We start from the raw sequence: 24,810 nt of genomic DNA on the forward strand, positions 1-24,810 counted from the left end.
CTCCGCGGGGCGCGCGCGCCCCCGGGTGGTGGAGGAGGGGGGGCTGGTCAGGCCTCGCCACACAAAACAACACCCCCGGGGGCTATGCGGGACGGGGGGGGGGGGGGGGGGCCCCCCCCCCCCCCCCCCCCCCCCCCACCACTCAAGGAGGCATCATGACCACCATCGAGCGACCCGCACCATCCGCCGACACAAGCGCTGTCGAACCACGACCCTCGTCGTCGCGAAGAATCGCGCTCACCCGTCATGGCAAGAAGGAGGAACGCCGCGCGATCGTGATGATCGCGCCCGCGGTCATCCTGCTCGCCCTGTTCATCTTCATCCCCGCGATCCTGGCCTTCGGGCTGGCCTTCACGAACGCGCGACTCATCTCGCCCTACCCTGCGACCTTCGTCGGCCTCGACAACTTCATCCGGCTCGCGAGCGATCCCACGTTCTTCCGCGCCCTGATCAACGTGGCCTACTTCGCCGTCGTCGTCGTGCCGCTGCAGGCCGGGGTCGCACTCGTGATGGCGCTGCTCATCAACAAGCAGGTGCGCGGCACGACGTTCTTCCGCACCGTCTATTTCCTGCCCGTCGTCACCTCGATGGTGGTCGTGTCCTTGCTCTGGCTGTTCATGTATCGCCAGGACGGCCTCATCAACATCATCATCGACCGCGTCACCTTCGGCCTGATCCAGGGCCCCGACTGGCTCAACGACACCGCCACCTCGATGCCGGCGATCATCCTGATGTCGGTATGGCAGGGCGTCGGATTCCACATGATCGTCTGGCTGTCGGGTCTGCAGACGATCCCGGCCGACCTCTATGAGGCCGCCGACCTCGACGGTGCGAGCGGGTGGCAGCGGTTCCGCTACATCACCTGGCCGGGCCTGAGCGCCACCCGCAGCCTGATCCTCGTCACCATCACGATTCAGGCGCTGAGTCTCTTCACCCAGATCAGCGTGATGACGCAGGGCGGGCCGCTCGACTCCACGACCACCGTCGTCTACGAAGCCGTTCGCGCGGGCTTCGCCCAGCAGGAGACCGGGTACGCCTCCGCGATCTCGCTCGTCTTCTTCGTCATCGTGCTGCTGATCTCGGTCGTGCAGCGCTTCCTCACCAGAGACAAGGACTGATCATGGCCATCGCAGAAGTCGCGGCCCCGGTCGCCCCCACCCCCCACCCCGTCGGGACGTCGTCCGCGAAACGCTCGAAGCGAACCGTCGGAATCATCGGATGGCTGGCGCGCATCCTGCTCGCGGTCGTCTTTATGTTCCCGATCCTGTTCATGTTCGTCTCGTCGCTGAAACCCGACCAGCAGATCTTCGGAGACCTGTCGTCGATCGCTGCTTTCCTGCCCATCGGCAACATCTCGATGGACAACTACGCGGCAGTCTTCGACCGGGTACCCGCCGCCCGGTTCCTGATCAACTCGATCGGCATCTCCGTGATCACGGTTGCCGCCGGCATCCTCGTGAACAGCCTCGCCGCGTTCGCCCTGTCCCGCATGAATATGCGCGGCAAGACGGTCATCCTGACCCTGATCATCGCGACCCTCATCGTGCCGTTCGAGACCCTCGCGCTGCCGCTCGTCTGGTGGGTGAACCAGCTGCCGAGCTTCGAGATGGATGGCTTCAGCCTCTCGTTCACCAAGGGGTGGATCGACACCTACCAGGTGCAGATCATTCCCTTCGTGGCGAATGCGTTCTCCATCTACCTGTTCCACCAGTACTTCGAGTCGATCCCGAAAGAGCTCGACGAAGCGGCACGAATGGACGGAGCGGGGTGGTTCCGCATCTACCGTCAGGTCGTGATGCCGCTGTCCGGGCCCGCGATCGCCACGGTCGCGATCCTCACATTCCTCCCCGCCTGGAACTCGTACCTCTGGCCCTTGATGGTCGTGCAGACCGAGGAGCTGCGCCCCGTGATGGTCGGCGTGCAGTACTTCTTCCAACTCAACGTCTCGTGGGGCGAGGTGATGGCCTATGCGTCACTCATCACGCTGCCCGTCGTCGCCCTGTTCATCGCTTTCCAACGCTCGTTCGTCAACAGCATCGCGTCCAGCGGTGTGAAAGGTTAGGTCTTCGTCTATGTCACTCCAGCTGCCCGACAAGTGGATCTGGGACTCCTGGTACGTGCAGGAGAACGGCGTCACCCACGCGTTCTATCTCCACGCGAGCAGGGCTCTCGGTGATGCCGATCGCCGCCACCGCCACCCCATCGTCGGCCATGCCGTCAGCACCGATCTCACGAACTGGACCGTGGTCGAAGACGCGTTGATCGTCTCGGAGCCCGAGGCTTTCGACGATGCGACCACCTGGACCGGCTCGATCGTCCGAGCAGACGACGGGGTCTGGTGGATGTTCTACACCGGAACGTCGCGCGCGGAGGACGCGACCGTGCAGCGTATCGGGGCCGCGACATCCACCGATCTGATTCGCTGGGAGAAGGTGTCGCGAGACGCCCTCGTCGAGGCCGACCCCGAGCACTACGAACTCCTCGATCTCGACGTCTGGCACGACCAGGCCTGGCGTGATCCCTGGGTCTTCCGCTTCCCCGGCGAATCGACGTGGCAGATGCTGATCACGGCGCGATCGAAATCGGGCGACCCCCGCGAGCGCGGGGTGCTCGGTCACGCGACCAGCGAGAACCTGATCGACTGGACCGTTCGCCCCCCGCTCAGCGATCCCGGCCAGGGCTTCGGACAGCTCGAGGTGTTCCAGTTCGAGACCGTCGACGACGTGCCCGTGCTGCTGTTCTGCTGCGGGTACGGCGAGCTCTCCCCTGAGCGCCAAGCGAGCGGCGACGTCGGCGGCGTGTACAGCGTGCCCGTCGATGCGCGGCTCGAGCACGTCGACTTCTCGAACGCGGTTCTCTTCCCGCGCACGGATCTGTATGCCGCGCGACTCGTTCGCGACGCCGACGACCGATGGATGCTGCTGGGCTTCATCAACGTCGTGGACGGTCAGTTCGTGGGCACGCTCAGTGACCCGGTGCCGGTCACCGCCGATCCGGAGCGGGGACTCGTGCTGCGTGCTGCCGAGTTCGTCGGTGCAGGCAGCCGCGGCATCGGCGTCGGCGAGACCGCGGCGAGGTGAGCTGAACAGACGCGGCGCTCAGAGCATCTCGAGCGGCACCGCACGCGTCGGCGCAGGGAACGCGCGATCGAGGCGCTCGAGGTCGCCATCCGAGAGGGTGAGTTCGCGGGCCGCCGCGTTCTCGCGCACGTGGGCGGCGGTCGACGCCTTCGGGATGGCGAGCACAGTGCCGCTGCGCATCGTCCACGCGAGCGCGACCTGCGTGGGCGTCGCTCCCAGGTCGCCGGCGATGTCGGCGAGCGCCGAACTGCCGAGCAGGCGCCCCTGCTCGACGGGCGAGTACGCCATCACGGGCATGCCTCGTGTGGAGGCGCACGGCAGCAGGTCGAACTCCGGGCCGCGGCGGGTGAGGTTGTAGAGCACCTGGTCGGTCTGGCATCCGTCGGGCAGTTCGGCGAGCTCATCGGCGTCGAGATTGCTCACGCCCCAGGCGCGGATGGAGCCGTCGGCGACGAGCGCCTCGAACGCATCGACCGTCTCGTCGAGCGGATGCCGACCGCGCCAGTGCAGCAGGTAGAGGTCGAGGCGGTCGGTGCCGAGGCGGCGCAGGCTCGCGCGACAGGCGTCGATCGTGCCCGAGCGCGAGGCGTTCGAGGGCAGCACTTTGCTCACGAGGAAGACCTCGTCGCGCCGACCCGCGATCGCCTCCCCGACGAGCTCTTCGCTGCGCCCGCCGCCGTACATCTCGGCGGTGTCGATCACGGTGAGGCCGAGGTCGATACCGGTGCGCAGCGCGTCGATCTCGGACTCACGAGAAAGAGACGAGTCGCCCATGTTCCACGTGCCTTGTCCGAGAGCAGGAACCGTCGTGCCGTTGGGGAAAGTGATCATGGAAACAACCCTGTCACTGACGGACCATATGCAGTTCGAAACCGTAGGGCGGGTCCTCACGCCGTCGCCCATCGAGAAGAAAGCCGTGACGCTCGTAGAACCGCAGGGCTCGTACGTTCCCCTCAAACAACCACAACTGGGCAGACCGACCCCTCATGCTCGTGTTCAGAAGTCGACTTCCCAGCCCAGACCGCCAGCACCTCTGCCGAACATAGAGCGAGACAAGTTCTCGCCGCTCCTGCCGTTCGGCCCGTGATCGAGCGAAACCCACCAACTCGTCACCGTCGACGGCGACCAGCACCTCGTCATCCGCGATGCGGGCGACCCAGCGCTCCTCACGCGCCGAGCGCGGCTCCTCGTGTCGGGCACTCAACGCGCGCGCATCAAGAGTGTCGCCGTACGCCTCGTCCCACACCTTCAGACTCAGAAGAACCAGCTGCTCGGCATCGTGCCGAAAAGCAGGGCGGATGGCCGGTTCCATCCGTTCATGATGCCAGCATGCCCCGCGGACACCCGGCGGGTACGCTGAAACCGCCCCACCCCGCCGCGCACAAAGGAGTCCCCCGCATGCCCACCACCGTGACCGGCGTCATCGCCCGCTCGAAAGGCGCGCCCGTCGAGCTGACCACCATCGTCATCCCCGATCCCGGGCCCGGCGAGGCCGTCGTCGACATCGAGACCTGTGGGGTCTGCCACACCGACTACCACTACCGCGAGGGCGGAATCAGCGACGACTTCCCCTTCCTCCTCGGTCACGAAGCGGCCGGTCGGGTCAGCGCCATCGGCGAGGGCGTCACCAACGTGAAGGTCGGCGACTTCGTGGTGCTCAACTGGCGCGCGGTCTGCGGCGAGTGCCGCGCCTGCCTCCGCGCCGAGCCCTGGTACTGCTTCAACACCTTCAACGCCACCCAGAAGATGACCCTCGAAGACGGAACCGAGCTCAGCCCTGCCCTCGGCATCGGCGCGTTCGCCGAGAAGACGCTCGTGCACGCCAAGCAGTGCACGAAGGTGAATCCGGATGCCGACCCCGCCGCCGTGGGCCTGCTCGGCTGCGGCATCATGGCCGGCCTCGGCGCCGCCATGAACACCGGCAACGTGACACGGGGCGACTCCGTCGCGGTCATCGGATGCGGCGGCGTGGGCACCGCGGCGATCGTCGGCGCGCAGTTGGCCGGCGCGAGCACCATCATCGCCATCGACCGCGACGCCAAGAAGCTCACGAAGGCTGCAGCCCTGGGCGCGACCCACGTGATCGACTCCAGCGAGCTCGACGAGGCCGGAGTCGTCGCTGCGGTGCAGGAGCTCACGAACACCTTCGGCGCCGACGTCGTGATCGACGCGGTCGGCCGCCCCGAGACGTGGCGCCAGGCGTTCTACGCCCGCGACCTCGCGGGAACCGTTGTGCTCGTCGGCGTTCCCACCCCCGACATGATGCTCGAGATCCCGCTGCTCGACGTGTTCGGCCGCGGCGGCTCTCTCAAGTCGAGCTGGTACGGCGATTGCCTGCCCGAGCGCGACTTCCCCATGCTCACCGACCTGTTTCTGCAGGGCCGACTGCCGCTCGACGAATTCGTGACCGAGCGAATCGGCATCCAGGACATAGAAGAAGCGTTCGCCAGCATGGCGAGCGGCGACGTGCTGCGTTCGGTGGTGGTTCTGTAATGGCCGCCCGCATCGAGAACCAGGTCACGAGCGGCACGTTCAGCCTCGACGGCGGAACCTGGGATGTCGACAACAACGTCTGGATCGTCGGCGACGACAGCGAGTGCGTCGTCATCGACGCCGCCCACGATGCCGACGCCATCCTCGCCGCCGTCGGCGACCGCACCCTCACGGCCATTCTGCTGACCCATGCCCACAACGATCACATCGACGCGGTCGCCGCGCTGCAGGCCGCCACCGGCGCGCCGGTGCTGCTGAACGACGGCGATCGGATGCTCTGGGACTCGGTCTATCCCGATACCGCGCCGAGTTCCGGCCTGGTCGATGGCCAGGTCGTGTCGGTGGCGGGCGTCGAGCTGACGGTGCTCCACACCCCGGGGCACTCGCCCGGCGCCGTCTGCTTCTACGCCCCCGCGCTCGGCACGGTCTTCAGCGGCGACACCCTCTTCAACGGCGGACCGGGAGCGACCGGTCGCTCGTTCAGCGACTTCCCCACGATCATCGAGTCGATCTCGTCGAAGCTGTTGACCCTACCCGTCGACACCGTGGTGCGCACGGGCCACGGCGACTCGACCAGGATCGGCGCCGAGGCACCACACCTCGACGAGTGGATTGCACGCGGCCACTGACTGCTGCTCTCGTTCAGGAGAGTTGGCGGAATTCAGACGATCCTGCGCGCTGATGGCCAACTTTTCCTACATTGCACGCTGCGGCAACTCACTCGACTCAGTTCGCGTGTCGATGCAAGCCGCTTGACGTTACCAGCAAAAAAAGATCATCGGATGTACAAATATTTATCCTATTCATGTACATTTATTGCATGGTTCTAATTAAGAGGCTTCTAGGCGAGTACCTGTTAAGGGCAAGTGGAACCCCAGTGCTCGTGCTCGAAGGCGCACGCGCCGTCGGCAAGACAACCTTGATGAAAAAGGACATCGTGGCCGCAGGCTTCTCATACGCGACCTTGGCAGATTCAGCGACCTTGCGATTCGCACGCAGTGATCTTCAGGGGTGGCTTCGACGACTTCCCCGTCCGGCCATCATCGATGAAGCCCAGCTCCTTCCTGACCTGCCGCTGGCACTCAAAGAGTTGGTCGATGAGCTTGGTTCAGGCACGCATTTCATCCTGACCGGATCGGCATCGATCGGCCGGTCCGGCCTGAGCGGAGCCGATCCCCTCACGAGGCGGTCTCGGCGCTTCACGATGAGCCCACTGACGCAGTGGGAGATCGCTTCGCAGCAAGGTTCTCTCATGGACTCACTTTTCGACGGTGAGCCCGTGCAACAGAGCGTGACCGAGACATCAGATGACGCCCTCCTCCACCAGATGAGATTAGGCGGGTTTCCCACCTACGTCTTTCCTGACGTCATCGAGACACCAAGCCAGACCTCCGAACGCATCCGGTCTGACCTCACCGCAGTTCTCAGCGACGATGTCCTTCCGGGTCGAGGAATCGATTCGACTATCGCGCGCACAGCCTTGGACAGCTTGCTTCGGACACCGGGCGGCATCTTCAACGCAAGCCGAATCGCGCAATCTCTCGATCTGGACCGTCGCACTATTGATCGATACCTGGGACTCTTCGAGCGGGTTTTTCTGGTTCACTGGCTTGCAAACCTCGCCACGAGCCCGTCCCGGCAAAGTCACGCCCGGGCCAAAATCCATCCGGTGGACACCTCGTTCTCCGTAGAGTCCCTCGCACGAGCAGGAACGAATCTCATCGCCGACCGCGAGAAGTTTGGCGCCCTCCTCGAAAGCCACGTCGTAAATCAGATTTTGGCGTCATCCGAATGGTCGACATCCAGACCCGACGCCTACTTCTGGCGACAGGCAAGCGCGAGGAGTCCTGAAGTGGATCTGGTGCTCGTAGATGGATCCGACAGGCTGATCGGTGTTGAAGTAAAAGCATCCCGAACCGTGCATCTCAGCGACACAGCAGGGCTGCGGGCCCTTGAACGGGACCGCGGTCTCTATCGCGGTTTTATTTACTACACCGGAAATGAAGTAGTCCAACTTGCTGACAATATCTGGGCGCTCCCTATCAGCAGTCTCAACGACGCCAAGACATTTACCGCAGATCCTGCTTCAGCCCGACCGAATATCGAGGACACCGTGACACATCCTTCAGAACCCCGTAGCAGCGACGCGAGCATGTTCCTCAGCTATGTGCACGCGGACGACCAACGATCTGGAGGCCGTATAGTCACGTTCGCTCGAGACCTCGTTGAGACCTATGACTATCTTTACGGCCACACAATTCAGCTATTTGTAGATCGAGACGACATCACCTGGGGTCAGCAGTGGAGCAATCGACTCCGAACCGAAACCGAAGCGACGACCTTCCTGCTGAGCATTGTGACACCGCGTTATCTTACGAGCGCCGCCTGCCGGGATGAACTTCTGAACTTCGCCGCAGCGGCCGATGAAGCTCAAGAACCCAAGCTGCTTCTACCTCTTCAATGGATTGATATCTCTGAGACAGATGTCGTTGCCGACACCGATCCTGTCCTGAGGAAGATTCGCCAGACGCAGTGGGAAGACGCAACCGAAGTGCGCCGGATCGAACCAGGATCGATTCAATATGACCAGTTCCTAGAGCGCGTCGCTCAAAGGTTGAAACAGACCATCGAGAACAGGGCTAACGCGCTGACATCCAATTCCGCCCAGTCGTCGAAAAAGATCGAGGACGATCGAGATCTTCTCGACGTTCAACGTGAACTCGAGGAAGTAAAAGAACCGTTCGAGGCAGCTGTCGCAGATTTCAAAGCAGCACTTGAGGGCATCGGTGGCGTATTCCAGGGAAGACCTCCGCTGAACCTGAGTCATACATATGGGGCTGCCAGTGCACTTGCCGATATCGGAGAGGAACTACGTATCCCTGTTGAAAACCTTGACCGAGCCACAGCTCAACTCGGTTCTATCTGGCAGGCTTACGACTCCGGAATCTCACGCATCACACTCGTTCTGAGCGAGATGCCCGATCCGTCGACCCGGCGAACCGTCTTTGAGTCGCTAGATGGTCTCGCAAACACACTCGAGGTACCGGGGGCGGAGGCGATGGAACAACAGCTGAGGGTCATGGGCGATGTGTCTCGGCATCTGCGGCCTATGAGTCGGTCATTCACTTCCGCGTTGCAGCTCATCAGAGGAATCCAAACATCTGCGCGAGCGTGGAGAGACAGGGTCTGAAGGACACGCGGGCCTGCAGCCACGAAAGCGCTTAGTGGACCCTACCGCGAAGATCCATCGCCCAATGCGGGGCCAAGTTATGCTCGGCGGCGCCGATCCGAAGAGTTTCCTGTAATACGGAACAGCCGCGTCAGGCAGACCCGGCCGACCTGGCGTTGGCCACGAACAGCTCGATGAGTGCGTGATCTTTGACTCCGGGAGAGGACTCGACACCGCTCGACACGTCGACCCCCGCGGGAGCGGCTTCGGCGATGGCCTGGGCCACGTTCTGCGGACCCAGCCCACCGGCCAGCAGCCACGGACCCGTCGGTCGCCGCGCTTTCAGCGCGCCCAGATCCCACCGCTCGCCCGACCCGGCTCGAGGAGAATCGATCAGGAGGATCTCCTCACCCCATGACTCGAGATGCGCATCGAGGTCACCCGCGCCGAGCGAGGTGGCCCGCCAGACGCGCGGCAAGAGGTCGAGCACGCGCTCGAGCTGCAGCCGGTCGAATCCGTGCACCTGCAGCACGTCGACGCCGCATCCGTGCGCCGCCGAGGCGGCCGCCTCGGGGCTGAGACCCTTCGTCACGAGCACGGTCGTCGCGCGCCCGGCGGTGTGCTCGATGAGTCGGCGAGCCCTGTGTGCATCGACGAAGCGAGGACTGCCTTCGGCGATCACGAAACCGACGGCATCCGCGCCTGCGGCTACGGCCACATCGATCGCCGCTTCGGTTCGGAGGCCGCAGATCTTCACGGTAAGCGAGGGGACAACCATGCGGGCGAGCCTAGCGGGCCGAAGGCAGCGAACAGGGCTCCCGAGGCGCGCCATTGGAGAACTCCAGCTAGGCTCCCTCGGATGACGATGAACGGCTTCTCGGCAGGAGCTACACAGCCCACGCGCTCCATCACCGTTCGACCGGCCGACCTCGATGGCCCTGACAACGCGGCTGTCGGCCGCCTCGTCGAGGCCTACCTCACGCAGACCGAATCCGAGAAGGCGGCGCATCTCGGCGAGGGAGAGGACGCACACACGCACGAGCTCCCCGAGCGCTACCGCGACGAGGTCGACGACCCCCGGCGCGCCTATACCGGCTCGGTCGTCTCGGTGGCGGAGGCGGACGGCTCGCTCGTGGGACTCGTCGTCGTGCAGCAGAACGAGGCCGCCCGCGAGATCAAGCGACTCTGGGTCGATCCCGGCGCACGAGGCCTGCGCGTCGGCTCGGCGTTGATGGATGCGGCGCTCACCCGTCGCGATCTTCCCATCCGCCTGACCGTGTGGGACTGGCGCGACGGCCCCGTGCGGCTGTACCGCTCGCGCGGCTTCGATCTCGTGGAGTCCTGGGATGACCGGCCGCGGCTGCTGTGCATGCAACTCGCGCCTCGTCGACCCGCCGATCTCGACGAATGACGGGTGTCCGCTGAACAGATGTCGGAACCTCCGCCTCCCCCTCGATTCGACCGTTCCGCGGAGTTAGTGTGAGAGCGCTCCCCACCTCATCGGGGAGCGGAATGCCCACATTTAGTCGTCCCGAGCGCGACTTGGTTCGACACGAAATCGGAGGTCAATCATGGCGTTTGTGACAACAGAAGATGGCACGGAGATCTACTACAAGGACTGGGGATCGAAGGACGCCCAGCCCATCGTGTTCCACCACGGCTGGCCGCTGTCGAGCGACGACTGGGACGCGCAGATGCTGTTCTTCCACTCCAAGGGCTACCGGGTCATCGCGAGCGACCGTCGCGGCCACGGCCGGTCGACCGACATCGGCACCGGACACGACATGGACCACTACGCCAGCGACGTCTCGGCCGTCGTCGAGCACCTCGACCTGAAGAACGCGATCCACATCGGCCACTCCACCGGTGGCGGACAGGTCGCCCGCTACGTCGCCCAGTACGGGGAGCCGCAGGGCCGCGTCGCGAAGGCCGTGCTCGTCTCATCCGTGCCCCCGCTGATGGTGAAGACCGACGCGAACCCCGAGGGAACGCCCATCGAGGTCTTCGACGGATTCCGCGAGGCCCTCGCCGCCAACCGGGCCGAGTTCTACGTGGCCGTCGCATCCGGCCCGTTCTACAGCTTCAACCGTGAGGGCGCGAAGGTCTCGCAGCCGGTGATCGACAACTGGTGGCGCCAGGGAATGACCGGCAGCGCGCTGGCGCACTACGAGGGAATCAAAGCCTTCTCCGAGACCGACCAGACCGAGGACCTGAAGGCGATCAGCGTTCCCGTTCTCGTGACGCAGGGCGACGACGACCAGGTCGTTCCCTACAAGGATGCGTCCCTCAAGCAGCACGAGCTGCTGCAGAACTCGACGCTCAAGATCTACGAGGGTTACCCGCACGGCATGCTGACGACGCACGCCGACGTGATCAACCCCGACCTGCTGGCGTTCATCCAGCAGTAACGGCTTCGGCCACCCCGGCACTTAAGCGAGTGTCACCCGACGCGACGGATGTTGCCGGTCACCCGGCAACATCCGTCGCGTTCGGCAACAGGCACGGCGTTTTGCTCTCTCTCGCTCACCGCGTCTCTCGAGGCGGAGCCGCCAGATCCTCATGCGGGTCGAGGTCGAGCTGAGACCAGGCGACGTCGTGCCAGCTGTCGAACTTCCAGCCGATGTTCGTGTAGATGCCCACGGGCTCGACTGTGGTGGCGGTCGAAGAGTGCTGGCCGCCACCAGCCGAGCAGCGTCGTCGTGATGGCGAGGAGGACGGCCGCGATGATGAGCGACAGGCCCGCCCCGAAGAAGAGGTTGGTGCCACTCTCCCCGAGCTTGTCATACGGCACCCCCGAGAATGCCTGCACGGAGAACACGACGATGATGTAACCGACGTAGATCGCCAGCCCGATCCACACCCGCGGGCGTACTTTCACCGATGCGTGCGTGCTGCTCGGCTCTGTCATCTTCGGCCCCCACCCCGTCGATCCGCGACGCTGTCGGCGCGGAAGTTGCCAAGAACGCTACCCGAGGATCGGGCCAAGCGGAATGAGCCTGTGCCCTTCGACAAGCTCAGGGAACGCAGGCTTCTCAGCCGATAGCGGGCGCACCGCGCAGGTCGTACACCTCGAGCGTACGGCGGCCGCCGTTGGGCACCGCGATGCTCCACACGAGGCCCCGCTCCCGATGCGTGAAGACCCTCCAGGCCGAGTCGGCCGTGCTGTTCCATCCGTTCTCGTATGACTCCGGCATCACGAGTTCCCCGGGCCGGGGCCGTCGATGCGCCTGCCCGCGTGCCTTCCAGATCGCCTCGGCCTGGGTCCACTGCTCGATCGACACGACGGATGCGCCCGTCACCCGGGTCAGAAACCGGAAGGCGGCGGGTCGGCTTCTCGGAACCTCGGCGTCGACGCCGACCGGAGACCGCGAGCGCGCCGCCAGCACGACGCCGCCGGAGTGCGTCGCCGACCAGCTGTCGCGACACCGAGCGCACGACGACACCCCGAAGCGATCTCGTTCGATGACACACGGATGCGGGCCCGACGAGCAGAGGCTGAGGCTCGCCGCCCGTGTCAGCGCTCGCAGGCCGGAAGGCGCGCGCTCTCGGCCCAAGTCATCGACGCGCGTCGACGGCACGGCGAAGATCCAGACGCGGGGATGAGCCACGAGTCAGGACGCCTCCCGCTCCACGACGACCGACTGATAGCTGCCGCCGACCTCGTACGACGAGACGAGCGTTCTCGAGACCGCGGCGTCGAGACCGTCGACGGAGACGAGGGCGGGCGGCGCGCCGACCGGAACGGCCCTGCTCCCCGGAATGCGCCCGGCCTGGCCCATCCAGATCGCCTGCGCCACCCCGAGCAGGGCCGAGGCGGCACCCGCATCGCCGAAGAGGCTCTTCGGAGCGACGAGGGGCACATCCGCGATGCCGGCGAGCTCGAGCGCGTCTCGCTCGAGCCCATCGACCTGATCGCGGCCGCACGCGGCCGAGACGATCGCGTCGACAGCGGATGCGTCGACCGCCGCATCCGCGAGCGCCAGCGTGAACGAGCGCGCCCAGGCCTCGCTCCCCTCGCTCAGGCGCCCTGCCCCACTCGCGTCGCCGGTGAGCCCGAATCCCGACAGCCTGCCCAGCACCGACTCGGTCGGCGCCAGGCCCTCGCGTTCGAGAAGGATGGCGACTCCCGCGCCACCGAGAAGACGGCCCGAATGCCCGAAGGGCACCGAGTCGGTGCGGGCGAGATAGCCGGGGATGCGCGCGTATCCCGCAAGCATCGCGGCGGGAGACTCGTCGGCACCGACCACCATGATGCGGTCGGCAGCTCCCCGCGCGATCAGGGCGCTGGCGAAATGCAGGGCCGAGATCCCGCTGGTTCCCCCGGCCGAGATCGTAGCGGTTGGTCCCTGCAGCCTGTTCAACAGCGCCACATGCCCCGCGGCCGCGTTCATGACCGTGTTCGGGAACAGGCGGGTGTTTCCCGTTCCGGTCTCGAGGAGTTCGCGTTCGAAGGCCTCGATGGTCGAGACCGGGCCGGTGCCCGTGGCCGAGAACAGTCCTGTGCCCGTCGCCTCCTCGCGCGACAACCGGCGCTCGCGCAGCAGTTGGCCGGCCGCGATCGCGGCCCGACGACCGAGCGTGTCCATTCGTCTCAGGTGCTGCGGATTGATGCCCGCCGTGAGGTCGGCCGAGGGGATCTCCGCCGTCACGAAGGCGCCGAAATGCTCCAGGTGCACGGTCTCGGTGCCGAAGACGGGCGTCGCCTCGAGAAAGTGCCGACGCACATCCGAGGTCGTCGCCGCCGATCCGGCGATCGCGCCGATACCCGTGACGACCACGCGTTGACGGGGGACATCGGCCGCCGGCCCTGTGGGACGGGAGCGGATCACGAGCGACGCGTTGTTGCCGCCGAACGCGAACGAGTTCGAGACCACGACCGAGAGCTCGGCGGCTCGTCCGACCCCTGCGACGATGTCGACACCGTCTGCGACGTCCGTTCCCTCCGGCACGTGCGTCGGCGGAATCTGCTGATTCATCAGGGCGAGCACCGAGACCACCGCCTCCACGGCTCCCGCTGCGCCGAGCGTGTGGCCGATCATCGACTTCGTCGAACTGATCGGGGGCGGCGATCCCGCGCGCAGGTGCGTGATGACCTTGCGTTCCACGGAGTCGTTCGCCGGCGTTCCGGTGCCGTGTCCGTTCACGTAGTCGATGTGCTGCGCATCGAGTCCCGCCATCTCGAGCGCGGATTCCATGGCGCGGAGCGCACCCCGACCGTTCGGGTCGGGAGCGGTCGCGTGATACGCGTCGGCGCTCAGCCCGTAGCCCGCGATCTCGGCGTGGATGCTCGCGCCGCGGGCCAGCGCCGATTGCTCGGTCTCGAGCACCAGGAAGCCGGCTCCCTCTCCGAGATTCAGCCCGGAGCTGCGCGTGTACGGGGCGCACGGCTGCGGGTCGAGCGCGCCGAGGCACGAGAACCCTCCGAACGACAGCAGCGCCAGCGGATCGACGCCGCCAGCGAGCACGAAGTCGGACGTTCCCGACTCGAGCAGCTCGACGGCGTAGGCGATGGCCACGGCGCCCGCCGCGCACGCGTTCGATTGCACGCTGCGCGGACCGAAGAGGCCGAACGTCGATGCCAGGTGGTCTGCGACGCTGTGCAGCGGATAGTGGCGCAGCAGGGCGGTGTTCGCCGAGCGCAGGCCGCCCCTGATCCACTGGTCGTGGAACTGCTGCCCGCTTCGAGCCCCGCCCAGCGACGTTCCCAGCGAGATCGCGATGCGCTCACCGTGGCCCTCCGGCACGCCCGAGCCGACCAGCGCCTCCCGGGCCGCATCCACCGCCAGCCGATGACAGCGGTCGAGATACGTCGACCGGGACGCCGGCAGTCCCCAGACCTGACCGCCCATCGAACTGATGAGGCCGTCGGTCGGCACGACCGTGGTCGGCGCGATGCCGCTCGTTCCGCTCATGATCGACGCCCAGCTCTCGTCGGCGTTGCGGCCCGAGGCGGCCTGGAGCCCTATTCCCGTGACGACGATTCGGCTCATGATCCGATCGGCTCCGCCCACGAGACGAGGTCGACCGCGGGGCGCGACACGGTCAGCAGCTCGACGCCGTGCGACGTGAGCGCGAGGCCGGGCACGTGAAAGGGCGTGTCGAGAACCGCGAGCGCGAATCCGTCGGGCAGGCCCGCCCGCGCGAGAGACACCTGGATGCGCCCCACCTGCGTCTCGCCCGCGAACACGGGGGCGCCCACGTCGGGCGCATCGGCACCGGGCGCCGTGACGGCGATGAGGCGACGCTCCGGGCGGGCCGCCACGAGAATGGATCGGCCCCTGAAGTCGTCGTCCCGGTCGGCGGAGAGGGTCCAGAGCGCTCCGGCCTCGGCCAGCGACAGGCCGTCGAACTGGGCGGGCACCAGCGGGTGGCTGACCTCGGCCTGCGCCCTGTGCAGGGCGTGGTGATCGACCTGCCCTCCCCCGACCTCGCCGGCCAGCCGCACTGCGAGATCGAGCGCATCGGTCTCGTGAGCCGGCGCCTCGATCAGAACGAGGTACCCGTACTCCGCCGTCGTGCCGACACGGGCGAGCAGCGCGGGCGCGGTCGTTCCGGGCACGGCGATGCTCCTCAGCTCGTTCAGGAGCACCGAGGAGATGTCGTCGTCGATGAGCTGCTGGATGGCCCGCCACGACTGCGGGCCCTCGACGGATGCCGCCGTGAACCCGGCGGTGACATCGGCCACGGCGACCTGGGGGAGCTCGAGCTCGGCCGCGATCGCCGCGGCATCGATGGTGACCACCTGGTCGGAGACCAGCAGGATGCGCTCGTCTTCGACGACCACGAGGATGAGCGACTCGACTGTGCCGTCGTCGGACAGCGCGATGGACTCGGTGACCGTGCCGGGCTGGGCGAACTCGGTGCGCTTGGCGCAGAGGTGGCTCACGAACGCCGTTCGGTCGGGGCCGGTCACGCTCAGCACGCTCGTGCCGCGACGGTAGGCACCCGCCGTGTTTCTCAGGGCGTGGTAGCCGGCAGTTGTGTCGAGCATTGTCATCAGTTCCGTTCCGTTCGTGTGGTGTGGGTCAGTGGTGTGGGTCAGTGATGCGAAAGGTGTGGAGGAGGTCGGAGGGCCGAGCGAGCGCCCGCCGCACGACGTCGACCGGGCTCGCCCTCGCGGCTCCGGGATCGCGGAGGACATGCGTCGGTCTCGTGTCTGCCGAGGTCGACAGCTGCCTGCGCACGGCCCGCGAGACGGCCCGGGGGTCGAACACGTCGACGCGCGGCACCGACTGCAGATACGGGTTGCCGGCCATCATCGCCCCGACCTCCGAGATCCAGCCGAACGGGTTCACCAGATACGGGAAGTCGTAGCCGGGGAACAGGGCGCGCATCTCGGCGTGCCAGTTCGCCTCGAACCCGTCGGCGGGCTCCGCGACCCCGTCGAGTAAGTGCACGAGCGCCAGGCAGGGCGTGCCCATGACGGCCGCCCGGGCCATCGCCGCAGACAGGATGTTGTCGGTGATGTAGAGGTCGGCCGCCCCCAGCAGGTCGGAGAAGTCGTCGAGCCCGAGAAACGGGGTGTGCACCAGCGAGACGTTCGGGTAGCGATCGCGCGCTGCGGAATCGCGGCGCACCCCCACGACCGTGAGGTCGACGCCCGCCAGGCTGAGGCAGTGCAGGATCCAGTCGATTCGAAGGTCGTCGTACGACCTGCCCAGCTGGCGCCCCCGCGTGCGGCCCAGTTGGGTGAATCCGGTCGCGGCCCAGGCGGACTGGGCGACGACCACCAGGGCCCGCCCCGGCGCGACGCCGTAGCGCTCGCGAGTCGCACGCCGGTCGACGCCGACCTCGGGAACCGAGCCGTACAGCGAGAACGAGCCCGGCGCATCCGGTGTCGCGACCGGAACGGGATGCAGCAGCGCCTGCGGATTCTCGGCGCGCGGGATGCTCGTCATCGGCGTGAACCACCGGCGCAGGGTCTCCGCGCCCGGCAGCGCGGCCAGTGTGTTCGTCACCTCGGCGCCCGACAGTCCGAAGCCGAGGGAGTCGAGCATGACGGTGGGCACGACGGGCGAGACGAGATTCTGGATGCCGGCTGCGCCCGGTTCCAGGAACGGCAAGTGGTAATCGGCGAGCATGGCGAGATCCGGACTCAGCTGCTCGATCGTGTCGATGACTTCGGCCCCGCGGGTGCGGCGCATGGATCGGACGATCACGTCGGCCCCGCTCGCCGTCGCGTAGTCGGCGAGCTGCTCGGTGACGATGAACCTCGTCGTCATTCCGGCGGCCTCCAGACTGCGGCTCATGACGATGGCGTTGTAGAGCTCGCCCACGCTGTAGCGACCTGGGCACACGAACACGATCTCGGCGGGGCGGCTCATCGGGCGGCCTCCGACGTCTCGACCGAGAGCTGCCACGAGCCACCCGCGGCGTCGACGGACTCAGCATGTGCGGACTGGGCGCGGCTGATCAGCGACACCAGGAACGTATCGGCGCTCGAGCGGATCAGCAGCTCGTCGTCGCCCCCGCCCGCGGTGACGACGAGCACACGATCCTCGGCGAGGGGGATGCGTGCGGCGCGGGCGAAGCAGGACCACCGGCGCTCCGAGCGGTCGAGTGCCCACCACCCCGTCGGATGCGCGGGGATGAACACCGTCGACCCCCAGACCTTCGGTGTGAGGTGCCCGACGACCTCGGGGTCGGTCGGCGATGCGCCGCTCCGCAGTGTCAGTCGAATCGCGGCGACCGCGTCGTCGAGCACGTCGATCGACCACGAGGGTCCGCGATCCGGAGGGGTGGCGCTGTAGCCGACCCGCGGCGACCCGCCCCAGCCCACGCCGCGCTCGAGATCTTCGCGCGCGCTCTGGGTGCTCACCCACAACCCTGCGGCCCAGTCGTCGATGGGACCGAGTGTGCGAGAGGTGGGGAACGGAGACGTGAGAACGTCGTGCCCGAAGGCAGTCCAGCACACGACTCCCCGATCGGCGACGACGACGAGCTCGCTCAAGGTTTTCGACGCGTTCGACGAATTCGAGGAGCGGGCGACGATCGCCTCGAACCGGCCCCTGGTCTCGGCGGCCCAGGCCGCGCCGGCGACATCGCGAGCGAAGACTGCCGGCCGGCTCGTGACTGCTGCCACGCGATCGACGCCGTCGGGGTGTCGGTAGACGCCATCGCCTTCGTGCGGCGACGCGACGCCGAGCGTGAGGGAGTAGCGCAGCAGAGAGCTCGACGACGTGGCCCGGCCGAGCGGCTGCCCCTCGACGCGCACGAACTCCGCGTCGTGCCACTCGAAGCCGAGGCCCAGGCCCGACACCGGCTCGTCGATCAGGATGCGCCGCCGACCCGCACGAGGCTCGGCGTCGATGGCGGCCTCGAAATCTACGAGATCGCGGGGCCACAGACCGGGCACGTTCGGCGCCCGGTATTGCGGCGACTCGTCCACGAAGGTGCGAACCGTCGCCCCGCGAATCGAGCTCCAGGGTTCGGCCGCGAGCGTTCGGCCCGGGAGGCCGCGCACCACGGTCGTGACCGTGCGGTCCGCGATCGAGATCTCCTTCTGCAGGCGCACCTCATCGACCTGCCAGGCGAGCAGCCATCCGCCCCGGTGCTCGGTGATGAGCGGCGCCTGAGACGCCGGGCGCCTCCAGGCCGAGGGTCGGCCCTCGACCGAGGCGAGCGCATCCCGATAGACCGCACCGGCGTACGACGGATGCCGAACGCTCACCGTGCCGTCGGCATCCACCTCGACCGAATAATCGCCCACCGAGACTTCTCGGCGGGCATGACGTGCTGTCGCCGCCGCGCGCATGCCGAGGGGCGGGCCTTGGACAGGGCCCTCGGCAGGCCCTTCGACAGGCTCAGGGACCGAGGAGAACGGGATGACGACGCCGTTGATGGTCGTGTCGACGGGCGCGCCGTCCTCCATGCGCACCCGCACGCGGATGGCGTCGCCTCGAACGGTGAAGTCGTACTCGACGAGAACCTCGCCGTCGTGCACGGTGATGCCGTGACCGATCGAGCGGTTTCGACCGCCCGCCATTGTTCGCCACGAGAACGTGGAGAACACGTCGGTGAGGGGCACATCGGCCGCCAGCTCGCGCAGCAGCCGCGAGACCGCCCCCGGCATGTGGCTGACGAGCTCGATGTAGCCGTCCTGATCGGGCTGCGGGTGCTCCTCGGCGGATCGGAAGCCGACGCGCACGTAGAGGGGAAGCGCCTTCACGTTCGCCGGATTCACCTCGACCCGCAGGGTGGCGATGCCGTCTTCGAGGAGGCGGCCGAAGGAGGTGGTGAAGAGGCGTCCGGCGAGAAAGCCAGCGCGGTACCCGGGGTCGATCACGAACATGCCCGCGAACAGCTCGTCGTCGCGAGTGACCCTGCGGCCCGACACACGCAGGTAGCCGATCGTGCCGACGACGCGCCCTCGGTCCTCTGCGATGAGGAAGATGTGCACGCCTCGCTCGGCCAGAACGAGGTTGAGCTGTCGCCCCGTGAGCACGCCCGCGTCTCGCGCCGGCCCGTAGTGGTTGCGGTTGTAGAACTCGGAGACGGCGTCGGCATCGGTCGACGGGTTGTAATCCCGAATCTGGGCGGACATGGCTACGAGTTCGGCAGCGCGATCACGAGCGACCCCGAGGCGACGTCTGCGCCGTTCACGGTGAGGGCCACCGAGAAGTCGGTCATTCCGCCGAACCGGGTGCCGGCCGTCGCCCGGATGCGCACCTGGTCTCCCGGGCGCACGAGCGTCACGAAGCGAAACCGCTTGACGGATGCGAGGTAGCCGATCGCCGGGGCGGCGGGCTCGTCGAGGTCGGCCATGACCAGTCCGCAGAGGTGGCCCGCCGCTTCGATCAGCAGCACGCCCGGATATATCGGCTCACCCGGAAAGTGCCCCGCGAACACCGGATCGGAGATCGAGATGTTCTTGAGCGCCGCGCCGGAGTGCGACGGCACGAGCTCGGTGACGGCGTCGAGCATCACGAACGGATGCCGGTGCGGCAGCCTGCGCAGGATCTGCGCCGCGGTCAGCACCGTGCTCACGGGCGCGGTCGGTTCGCGACGATGTAGTCGGCGACCTTGTTGATCGAGCCGAAGACCGACTTGTCGTCGTCGGTGATGTAGACCTCGAACTCCTCCTCGACCAGGCTCACGATCTCGAGGGTGTCGAGCGAGTCCAGCTCGAGGCCGCGACCGAAGAGCGGCTGGTCGTCTTCGATCATCTGTGCGTCGATCGGAAGCTCCAGCCCCTCCACGAGCAGCGACCGCAGGCGGGCGTTGAGGGCCGAGCGCTGCTCGGCGACGGCGTGGATCTCAGTGAATGTGCTCATTCGGATTCCTTCATGTCAGGCGGTGATGCCACCATCGACCGCGAGTATTTGTCCTGTTGTGTACGACGACCGGGGGCCGGCGAGGAACTCGATGGCGAACGCGACCTCCCGAGGGTCGGCCACGCGTCCGAGCGGAATGAGGGCGGCGTACTCCGCTCGTGCCTTCGCGTCCATTCGCCGAAGCATGTCGGTGTCGGTGAAGCCGGGCGCGACCGCGTTGACCCGGATGCCGAGGCCGGCGACCTCCTTGGCCAGCGACTGGGTGAGTGAGTTGATTCCGCCCTTGCTCGCGCTGTAGTTGCCCTGACCCGGCTGGCCGCTGATGCCTGAGGTCGAGCTCACGAGAACGATCGATCCCCCGGTCTTGCGCATGGCCTTCACCGACTGCCGGCTCACATGGAAAGCGCCCGTCAGGTTGGTGTCGATCACGCGGCTCCAGCTCTCGGCCGACATCGTCGCGAGCAGGCCGTCCGAGGTGATCCCCGCGCTGAAGACCACCGTGCGCAGCACGCCTTCCATGGCGGCGACCGCCCGGAAGGCGCCGCGAACGGCGGCCTCGTCGCAGACATCGGCACACAGGGCCTCGGCTCGGCCTCCGGCCTGTCGGATGCTCGTGACCGCGTCGAGCGCGGCCGTCTCGTCGGATCGGTAGGCGATCACGACGGCCATCCCGCACTCCGCTAGCCGCTCGGCGGCCGCGCGCCCGATGCCCCGTGAGCCTCCGAAGACGAGGGCGATCCCCGTGTCGTGCACCTCAGCGCGCATGAGCCCGCCGATCGACAGAGGAGTCGGCCACGAACGAGTCGTCGACGTTCGTGATGTCGTCGGCCCGGATCAGGCCTCGGCCGAATCTCGCGAGCGCACCACCGGGACCGAACGTGATCCACCGGTTGCGGGTCGCGTCGCCGATCACCAGGTCCCACCGCACCGTGCGCCGGAGGCCCGTGATGAGGTCACGCGTCACGTCGGCGGTGCTCGACGCCATTCGGCCGGTCGTCGAGGCGACGTACGCCGGGCCGTCGCCGTCTGCGAACGCGGTGTCTGCCACGGCACGGCTCCACGCGTCGACGACCGGGTCCATCACGCGCGAATGGAAGCCGTTGCTCACGTCGAGCGTTCGCGAGCGGGCGCCGAAGTACGCCTTGGCCGCCTCGATGCCGCCGATCGAGCCGCTGAGTACGACCTGCCTCGCCCCGTTGCGAGCCGCGACGTCGAGAGAGAGCCGGTCGGCGTTCGCCAGAACATCCTGAAGCATCGTGTCGGACGTGACCGACACCGCGAGCATCGACCCCGTTCGCGGAACGCCGCCCATGAGCTGCGCGCGGGTGCGCACCAATCGGATGCCGTCGCGCAGGGTGAGGTGGCCGCTGGCCATCGCGGCAGGCAGAGCACCCACGCTGTGTCCGGCCACCGCCGCGGGCTCGGTGCCATGCCGACCCGCAGCCCACACCCGCCAGGCCGCGACAGAGCAGACGACGATCGCGAGCTGCGCGTTCTCGGTCGCCGCGAGCTCGGTGGCCGACGACTGCCAGCACAGGGCCCTCAGGTCGGTGTCGATCGCGTCGGATGCCTCGTCGAAGACCGCGGCGGCCTCGGCGAAACGCCCGGCCAGGCCGGCTCCCATTCCGACGAACTGGCTGCCCTGGCCCGGGAAGAGCCCGATGCTGCTCGTGCGCGTTGCGTCTGCGGCGGTCATCGGATGCGCTTCGCGAGCCGGAGAGCTGAGAGCACGGCGAACACGACGAAGAGCACCGCGAGTTCTGCGAGCGCGAACCCGTTCGACACCTCGAGGTCGCCCACCGAGATCGCGATGCCGTAGAACGTATTCAGCGTCGCCTCGGCTGTGGCGTTGCCGTTCGTCAAGGCCTGGGCGGCCTCGTGGGTGAAAGGCTGCCGAAGCAGCATCGCCGCCTGGGCGAAGGGGAGGGCGTTCATGACGTTCACCACGGCGACGGGCAGTGTTCCCGCCGGAATGTACGCCCCCGCGAGGAATCCGATGACCGTGCCGACGATGGTGCTGAGAGCGGCGAACGCGCTGTTCGACGTGAGGAACGTGACCACGAAGCCCGACACGGCGGAGAACGCCGCGGCCGCCACGACCACATAGGCGGCCGTGAGCAGCAGGCTCTGCGGGGTCATGGGCTCATCGCCCCGCAGGAGCGTGTAGAGCTGCGAGACGACCACGACCACCGCGGTCATGACCACGGCGACGACGAAGCTCGAGATCATGTAGCCGACGATGATGCTCCAACGCCGCATCGGCGACACCAGGAAGTCTTTGAAGCGCCCGCTCGCCGAGTCCTCGACGAACACGCTGAGGGCGGCCAAGCCGGTCGTCAGCGTCGTGATCATCGTGATTCCGGCGAAAACCCAGGCGTCGACGAAGGCCTGGATCTCGCCCGTCGACGCGTTCGCGAAGCGCTCGGCGAGGTTGTCGACCTGGAGGCCTCCGAGGAACAGGGCGTACAGGGCGATCAGGATGAGGGCCGAGAGCAGGGAGAAGAAGACGCCAGCCCTGTCGCGGAAGAAGATGCGCAGGTTGCGGCGGGCCAGGATCCAGGCGCTCATGCTCGGCCTCCCGTCGCCGTGACCGAGAGGAAGACGTCGTCCATGGTGCCGTGCCGGAACTCGAAATCGTCGACGATCGATCGATGGCGGTTCACGAAGTCGAGGGCCGAGGCCGAGTCGGGCACCGCGATGCGGCCGCCATCGCCCGACACGGTGCAGGCGAGCGAGGCGTCGGCGCAGGCGCGCATCACCGCCTCGATGTCGCTCGACGTGACCGAGAGCACGCTCGAACTGTGCGCCGCTCGAAGCTGAGAGGGCGTGCCCTGCACGACGAGCGATCCCGCGTGGATGATCGACACCAGGTCGGCCTCCTCGGTCTCCTCCATGTAGTGCGTGGTGAGAAAGACGGTGAGCCCCTTCGTCTGTCGCAGCGAGTGGATGGTGTGCCACACCTGTTCGCGACTCTGCGGGTCGAGGCCGGCCGTCGGCTCGTCGAGGAACAGCAGCACCGGATCGTGCATGAGCGCCCGGGCGATGTCGGCCCGCCTCTTCTGTCCGCCCGAGAGCGGGCCGTAGGGGCGGTCGAGAAAGTCGGTGAGGTCGATCTGCTCGGCGAGCTGCCGGATGCGCGTGGCGCAGTCGGTCGCGCTCAACCCGTAGAACGACGCACGGTCGCGCAGGTTCTCTCTGACCGTGAGGCTCGGATCGAGCAGCGACGACTGGAAGACCACGCCGATCCTTCTCCGGATCGCGTCGTCGTCTCGACCGACCTGCAGGCCGTCGATCTCGATGCGCCCGGAGTCGGCCGTCGTGACGGTGGTCAGGCAGGAGATGGTCGTGCTCTTGCCCGCGCCGTTCGTGCCGAGAAAGGCGAAGACACTCGCGGCGGGCACATCGAACGACAGGTCGTTCACGGCCGTGACAGGACCGAACCTCTTGGTGAGGTGGGCGACACGAATCACTCTGGACAGCTCCTCAGGGTTGATGAGGGCGCCCGGAATGACCGGTGCGAGCCCTCGTCCCCCGACGACCTCATGAGGCTAACAGACCTAATGCGTTTAAGCCTCATTTTGTGGATTAAGTTTCTCCAGGCCCACAAAACGCCGGCCGGTGCCGAGTCCACCTGCCACTGGGACTACGCGGACGCGGTACTGTTCGGAAGCAACGACTCTGGTAAGGACTTTCGATGAGCATTGCATTCCTGCTGACCACCCTCGTGGTGGTCGCTACCCCCGGCACGGGAGCGGTGTTCTCGATCGCCGCTGGACTCTCGCGCGGAACGAAGGCCGGGATCGTGGCCGCGTTCGGCTGTACCCTCGGCGTGATCCCGCACATGGTCGCCGCGATCACCGGGCTCGCCGCGATCCTGAACGCTTCCGCGATCGCGTTCCAGACCATCAAGTGGCTCGGCGTCGCCTACCTGCTGTACCTGGCGTGGAAGACCTTCCGCGACAAGTCACTGATCGACGTCGACGCCAACACCGCGCCGGCATCGTTCTGGTCGGTGATCCGCACCGCGATTTTGATCAACCTCCTCAACCCGAAGCTGACGATCTTCTTCTTCGCATTCCTGCCCCAGTTCGTCCCCGCGGGCGAGGCGAACGGCAGCTGGCACCTGATCGGGCTGAGCATGGTTTTCATGGCGCTGACGTTCGTCGTGTTCGCTCTCTACGGAGTGTTCGCCGCGACGATGCGTAACCAGGTCATCACCCGCCCGAAAGTCATGGCATGGCTGCGCCGCACGTTCGCCGCGACCTACGTCCTGCTCGCCGGCCGCCTCGCCCTCGAAACCCGATAGCCGCCCGATGCGATACACGTTTGTCATCACGCTGAAGCAGGTCTGAGGGTACAAGCGGGTTCGGGTCTGCATTCCGGTCCAACTGTGGACGCTAACTCCCCGACAGGCCGAATAGCGCGCACCCCGGAAGGGCCGTTGCGATCCCAAGCCACTGTGGAACGGAGACGACCTTTGCGTCTCAGAGGCTTACGTTCGTCCAGGAATGGAGAAGGATTTCACCACGCTCTTGTTCAGCCTGATCGCCACATTCCCACAGCGCTATCCGGGCCTGATTCGCCACGAGGTCCTGGTGGATCGAGACGACTGGCGCCGGTCCACTATGTCAGCACGTGGTCTAACGAGGAGGGGCTCGCCGACTACGTGGGCGTGAGTTGGCAATCCGAGCCCGTGACATTTGCAGACGAGGACCGATTCCTCGCGCAACCTCTGCTCCTTCGCCCATTCCAGTCGGTGCAGATCACCTCAGAGCCGCACCCGGCGGCGTGACCG

Annotated in this window: 24 protein-coding genes; 9 read left to right on the plus strand and 15 right to left on the minus strand. The window is 66.9% G+C overall.

The features are described from left to right. Positions 1–155 precede the first annotated feature (155 nt). The 3 genes from QCD70_RS09065 (at position 156) to QCD70_RS09075 (ending at position 3,080) form a co-directional block, all read left to right on the plus strand. Positions 156–1,118, plus strand: coding sequence for a carbohydrate ABC transporter permease (locus tag QCD70_RS09065; RefSeq protein WP_441004933.1), 963 nt, complete (start codon positions 156–158; stop codon positions 1,116–1,118). 134 nt (positions 1,119–1,252) lie between these two features. Further along, complete coding sequence (locus QCD70_RS09070) at positions 1,253–2,062, plus strand: carbohydrate ABC transporter permease (RefSeq protein ID WP_301215831.1); 810 nt, start codon at positions 1,253–1,255, stop codon at positions 2,060–2,062. 10 nt (positions 2,063–2,072) lie between these two features. After that, on the plus strand, positions 2,073–3,080 hold the full coding sequence (locus QCD70_RS09075) for a glycosyl hydrolase family 32 (RefSeq protein WP_301215315.1): 1,008 nt from the start codon (positions 2,073–2,075) through the stop codon (positions 3,078–3,080). An 18-nt stretch (positions 3,081–3,098) separates the two neighbouring features. On the opposite strand, the gene QCD70_RS09080 is transcribed toward QCD70_RS09075, so the two are convergent. Both QCD70_RS09080 and QCD70_RS09085 read right to left on the minus strand, forming a co-directional pair. Then, positions 3,099–3,911 carry an aldo/keto reductase gene (locus QCD70_RS09080; protein WP_301215317.1) on the minus strand — a complete coding sequence of 271 codons (813 nt, stop codon included), beginning with the start codon at positions 3,909–3,911 and terminating at the stop codon, positions 3,099–3,101. A 13-nt stretch (positions 3,912–3,924) separates the two neighbouring features. Then, on the minus strand, positions 3,925–4,392 hold the full coding sequence (locus tag QCD70_RS09085; protein ID WP_301215319.1) for a GNAT family N-acetyltransferase: 468 nt from the start codon (positions 4,390–4,392) through the stop codon (positions 3,925–3,927). A gap of 86 nt (positions 4,393–4,478) precedes the next feature. On the opposite strand from QCD70_RS09085, the gene QCD70_RS09090 reads away from it, so the two are divergent. The 3 genes from QCD70_RS09090 (at position 4,479) to QCD70_RS09100 (ending at position 8,763) form a co-directional block, all read left to right on the plus strand. Next, the gene (locus tag QCD70_RS09090) at positions 4,479–5,573 is read left to right on the plus strand and encodes an S-(hydroxymethyl)mycothiol dehydrogenase (RefSeq protein WP_301215321.1); all 1,095 of its coding nucleotides are present in this window, start codon (positions 4,479–4,481) and stop codon (positions 5,571–5,573) included. Then, positions 5,573–6,202, plus strand: coding sequence for an MBL fold metallo-hydrolase (locus tag QCD70_RS09095; RefSeq protein WP_301215323.1), 630 nt, complete (start codon positions 5,573–5,575; stop codon positions 6,200–6,202). The genes QCD70_RS09090 and QCD70_RS09095 overlap by 1 nt, the downstream gene beginning before the upstream one ends. Before the next feature lie 248 nt (positions 6,203–6,450). Then, complete coding sequence (locus QCD70_RS09100) at positions 6,451–8,763, plus strand: DUF4143 domain-containing protein (RefSeq protein ID WP_301215325.1); 2,313 nt, start codon at positions 6,451–6,453, stop codon at positions 8,761–8,763. Between the two features lie 130 nt (positions 8,764–8,893). On the opposite strand, the gene QCD70_RS09105 is transcribed toward QCD70_RS09100, so the two are convergent. Beyond that, positions 8,894–9,520 carry a phosphoribosylanthranilate isomerase gene (locus QCD70_RS09105; RefSeq protein ID WP_301215327.1) on the minus strand — a complete coding sequence of 209 codons (627 nt, stop codon included), beginning with the start codon at positions 9,518–9,520 and terminating at the stop codon, positions 8,894–8,896. A gap of 81 nt (positions 9,521–9,601) precedes the next feature. Here QCD70_RS09105 and QCD70_RS09110 point away from each other — a divergent pair, with 81 nt between their 5' ends. Together QCD70_RS09110 and QCD70_RS09115 are read left to right on the plus strand one after the other, a co-directional pair. Further along, a complete protein-coding gene (locus tag QCD70_RS09110; RefSeq protein ID WP_301215329.1) occupies positions 9,602–10,153 on the plus strand; it encodes a GNAT family N-acetyltransferase in 552 nt (183 codons plus the stop codon). Between the two features lie 160 nt (positions 10,154–10,313). Beyond that, positions 10,314–11,150: an alpha/beta fold hydrolase gene (locus QCD70_RS09115; protein ID WP_055947844.1), complete on the plus strand. Its 837-nt coding sequence runs from the start codon at positions 10,314–10,316 to the stop codon at positions 11,148–11,150. Between the two features lie 149 nt (positions 11,151–11,299). On the opposite strand, the gene QCD70_RS09120 is transcribed toward QCD70_RS09115, so the two are convergent. From QCD70_RS09120 to QCD70_RS09175, 12 genes are all read right to left on the minus strand, one after another. Further along, the gene (locus tag QCD70_RS09120; RefSeq protein ID WP_301215332.1) at positions 11,300–11,650 is read right to left on the minus strand and encodes a hypothetical protein; all 351 of its coding nucleotides are present in this window, start codon (positions 11,648–11,650) and stop codon (positions 11,300–11,302) included. A gap of 124 nt (positions 11,651–11,774) precedes the next feature. Then, the gene (locus QCD70_RS09125) at positions 11,775–12,350 is read right to left on the minus strand and encodes a hypothetical protein (protein ID WP_301215334.1); all 576 of its coding nucleotides are present in this window, start codon (positions 12,348–12,350) and stop codon (positions 11,775–11,777) included. A gap of 3 nt (positions 12,351–12,353) precedes the next feature. Then, on the minus strand, positions 12,354–14,732 hold the full coding sequence (locus tag QCD70_RS09130) for a beta-ketoacyl-[acyl-carrier-protein] synthase family protein (RefSeq protein WP_301215336.1): 2,379 nt from the start codon (positions 14,730–14,732) through the stop codon (positions 12,354–12,356). Beyond that, on the minus strand, positions 14,729–15,733 hold the full coding sequence (locus tag QCD70_RS09135; protein ID WP_301215338.1) for an aminomethyl transferase family protein: 1,005 nt from the start codon (positions 15,731–15,733) through the stop codon (positions 14,729–14,731). Before QCD70_RS09135 ends, QCD70_RS09130 begins: the two co-directional genes overlap by 4 nt. Before the next feature lie 34 nt (positions 15,734–15,767). Continuing rightward, entirely contained in the window at positions 15,768–17,066 is a 1,299-nt protein-coding gene (locus tag QCD70_RS09140) for a DUF6365 family protein (protein ID WP_301215340.1), read from the minus strand. After that, positions 17,063–19,285 (minus strand): GNAT family N-acetyltransferase, encoded by a 2,223-nt coding sequence (locus QCD70_RS09145; protein ID WP_301215341.1) that lies wholly within the window; start codon positions 19,283–19,285, stop codon positions 17,063–17,065. Before QCD70_RS09145 ends, QCD70_RS09140 begins: the two co-directional genes overlap by 4 nt. A gap of 2 nt (positions 19,286–19,287) precedes the next feature. Beyond that, complete coding sequence (gene fabZ, locus QCD70_RS09150) at positions 19,288–19,728, minus strand: 3-hydroxyacyl-ACP dehydratase FabZ (RefSeq protein ID WP_301215342.1); 441 nt, start codon at positions 19,726–19,728, stop codon at positions 19,288–19,290. Beyond that, positions 19,725–20,015 carry a phosphopantetheine-binding protein gene (locus QCD70_RS09155; RefSeq protein WP_301215344.1) on the minus strand — a complete coding sequence of 97 codons (291 nt, stop codon included), beginning with the start codon at positions 20,013–20,015 and terminating at the stop codon, positions 19,725–19,727. The genes fabZ and QCD70_RS09155 overlap by 4 nt, the downstream gene beginning before the upstream one ends. 15 nt (positions 20,016–20,030) lie before the next feature. Beyond that, a complete protein-coding gene (locus QCD70_RS09160; protein WP_301215346.1) occupies positions 20,031–20,780 on the minus strand; it encodes an SDR family oxidoreductase in 750 nt (249 codons plus the stop codon). Next, the gene (locus tag QCD70_RS09165) at positions 20,770–21,711 is read right to left on the minus strand and encodes an ACP S-malonyltransferase (protein WP_301215347.1); all 942 of its coding nucleotides are present in this window, start codon (positions 21,709–21,711) and stop codon (positions 20,770–20,772) included. Before QCD70_RS09165 ends, QCD70_RS09160 begins: the two co-directional genes overlap by 11 nt. Beyond that, positions 21,708–22,583 (minus strand): ABC transporter permease, encoded by an 876-nt coding sequence (locus tag QCD70_RS09170; RefSeq protein WP_301215349.1) that lies wholly within the window; start codon positions 22,581–22,583, stop codon positions 21,708–21,710. The genes QCD70_RS09165 and QCD70_RS09170 overlap by 4 nt, the downstream gene beginning before the upstream one ends. After that, positions 22,580–23,485, minus strand: coding sequence for an ABC transporter ATP-binding protein (locus QCD70_RS09175; protein ID WP_301215351.1), 906 nt, complete (start codon positions 23,483–23,485; stop codon positions 22,580–22,582). Before QCD70_RS09175 ends, QCD70_RS09170 begins: the two co-directional genes overlap by 4 nt. A 224-nt stretch (positions 23,486–23,709) precedes the next feature. Here QCD70_RS09175 and QCD70_RS09180 point away from each other — a divergent pair, with 224 nt between their 5' ends. Beyond that, positions 23,710–24,321 carry a LysE family translocator gene (locus tag QCD70_RS09180; protein ID WP_301215353.1) on the plus strand — a complete coding sequence of 204 codons (612 nt, stop codon included), beginning with the start codon at positions 23,710–23,712 and terminating at the stop codon, positions 24,319–24,321. The last annotated feature ends 489 nt before the right edge of the window (positions 24,322–24,810 follow it).

It is taken from the genome of Agreia sp. PsM10 (assembly GCF_030433855.1).
GTDB lineage: Bacteria > Actinomycetota > Actinomycetes > Actinomycetales > Microbacteriaceae > Agreia.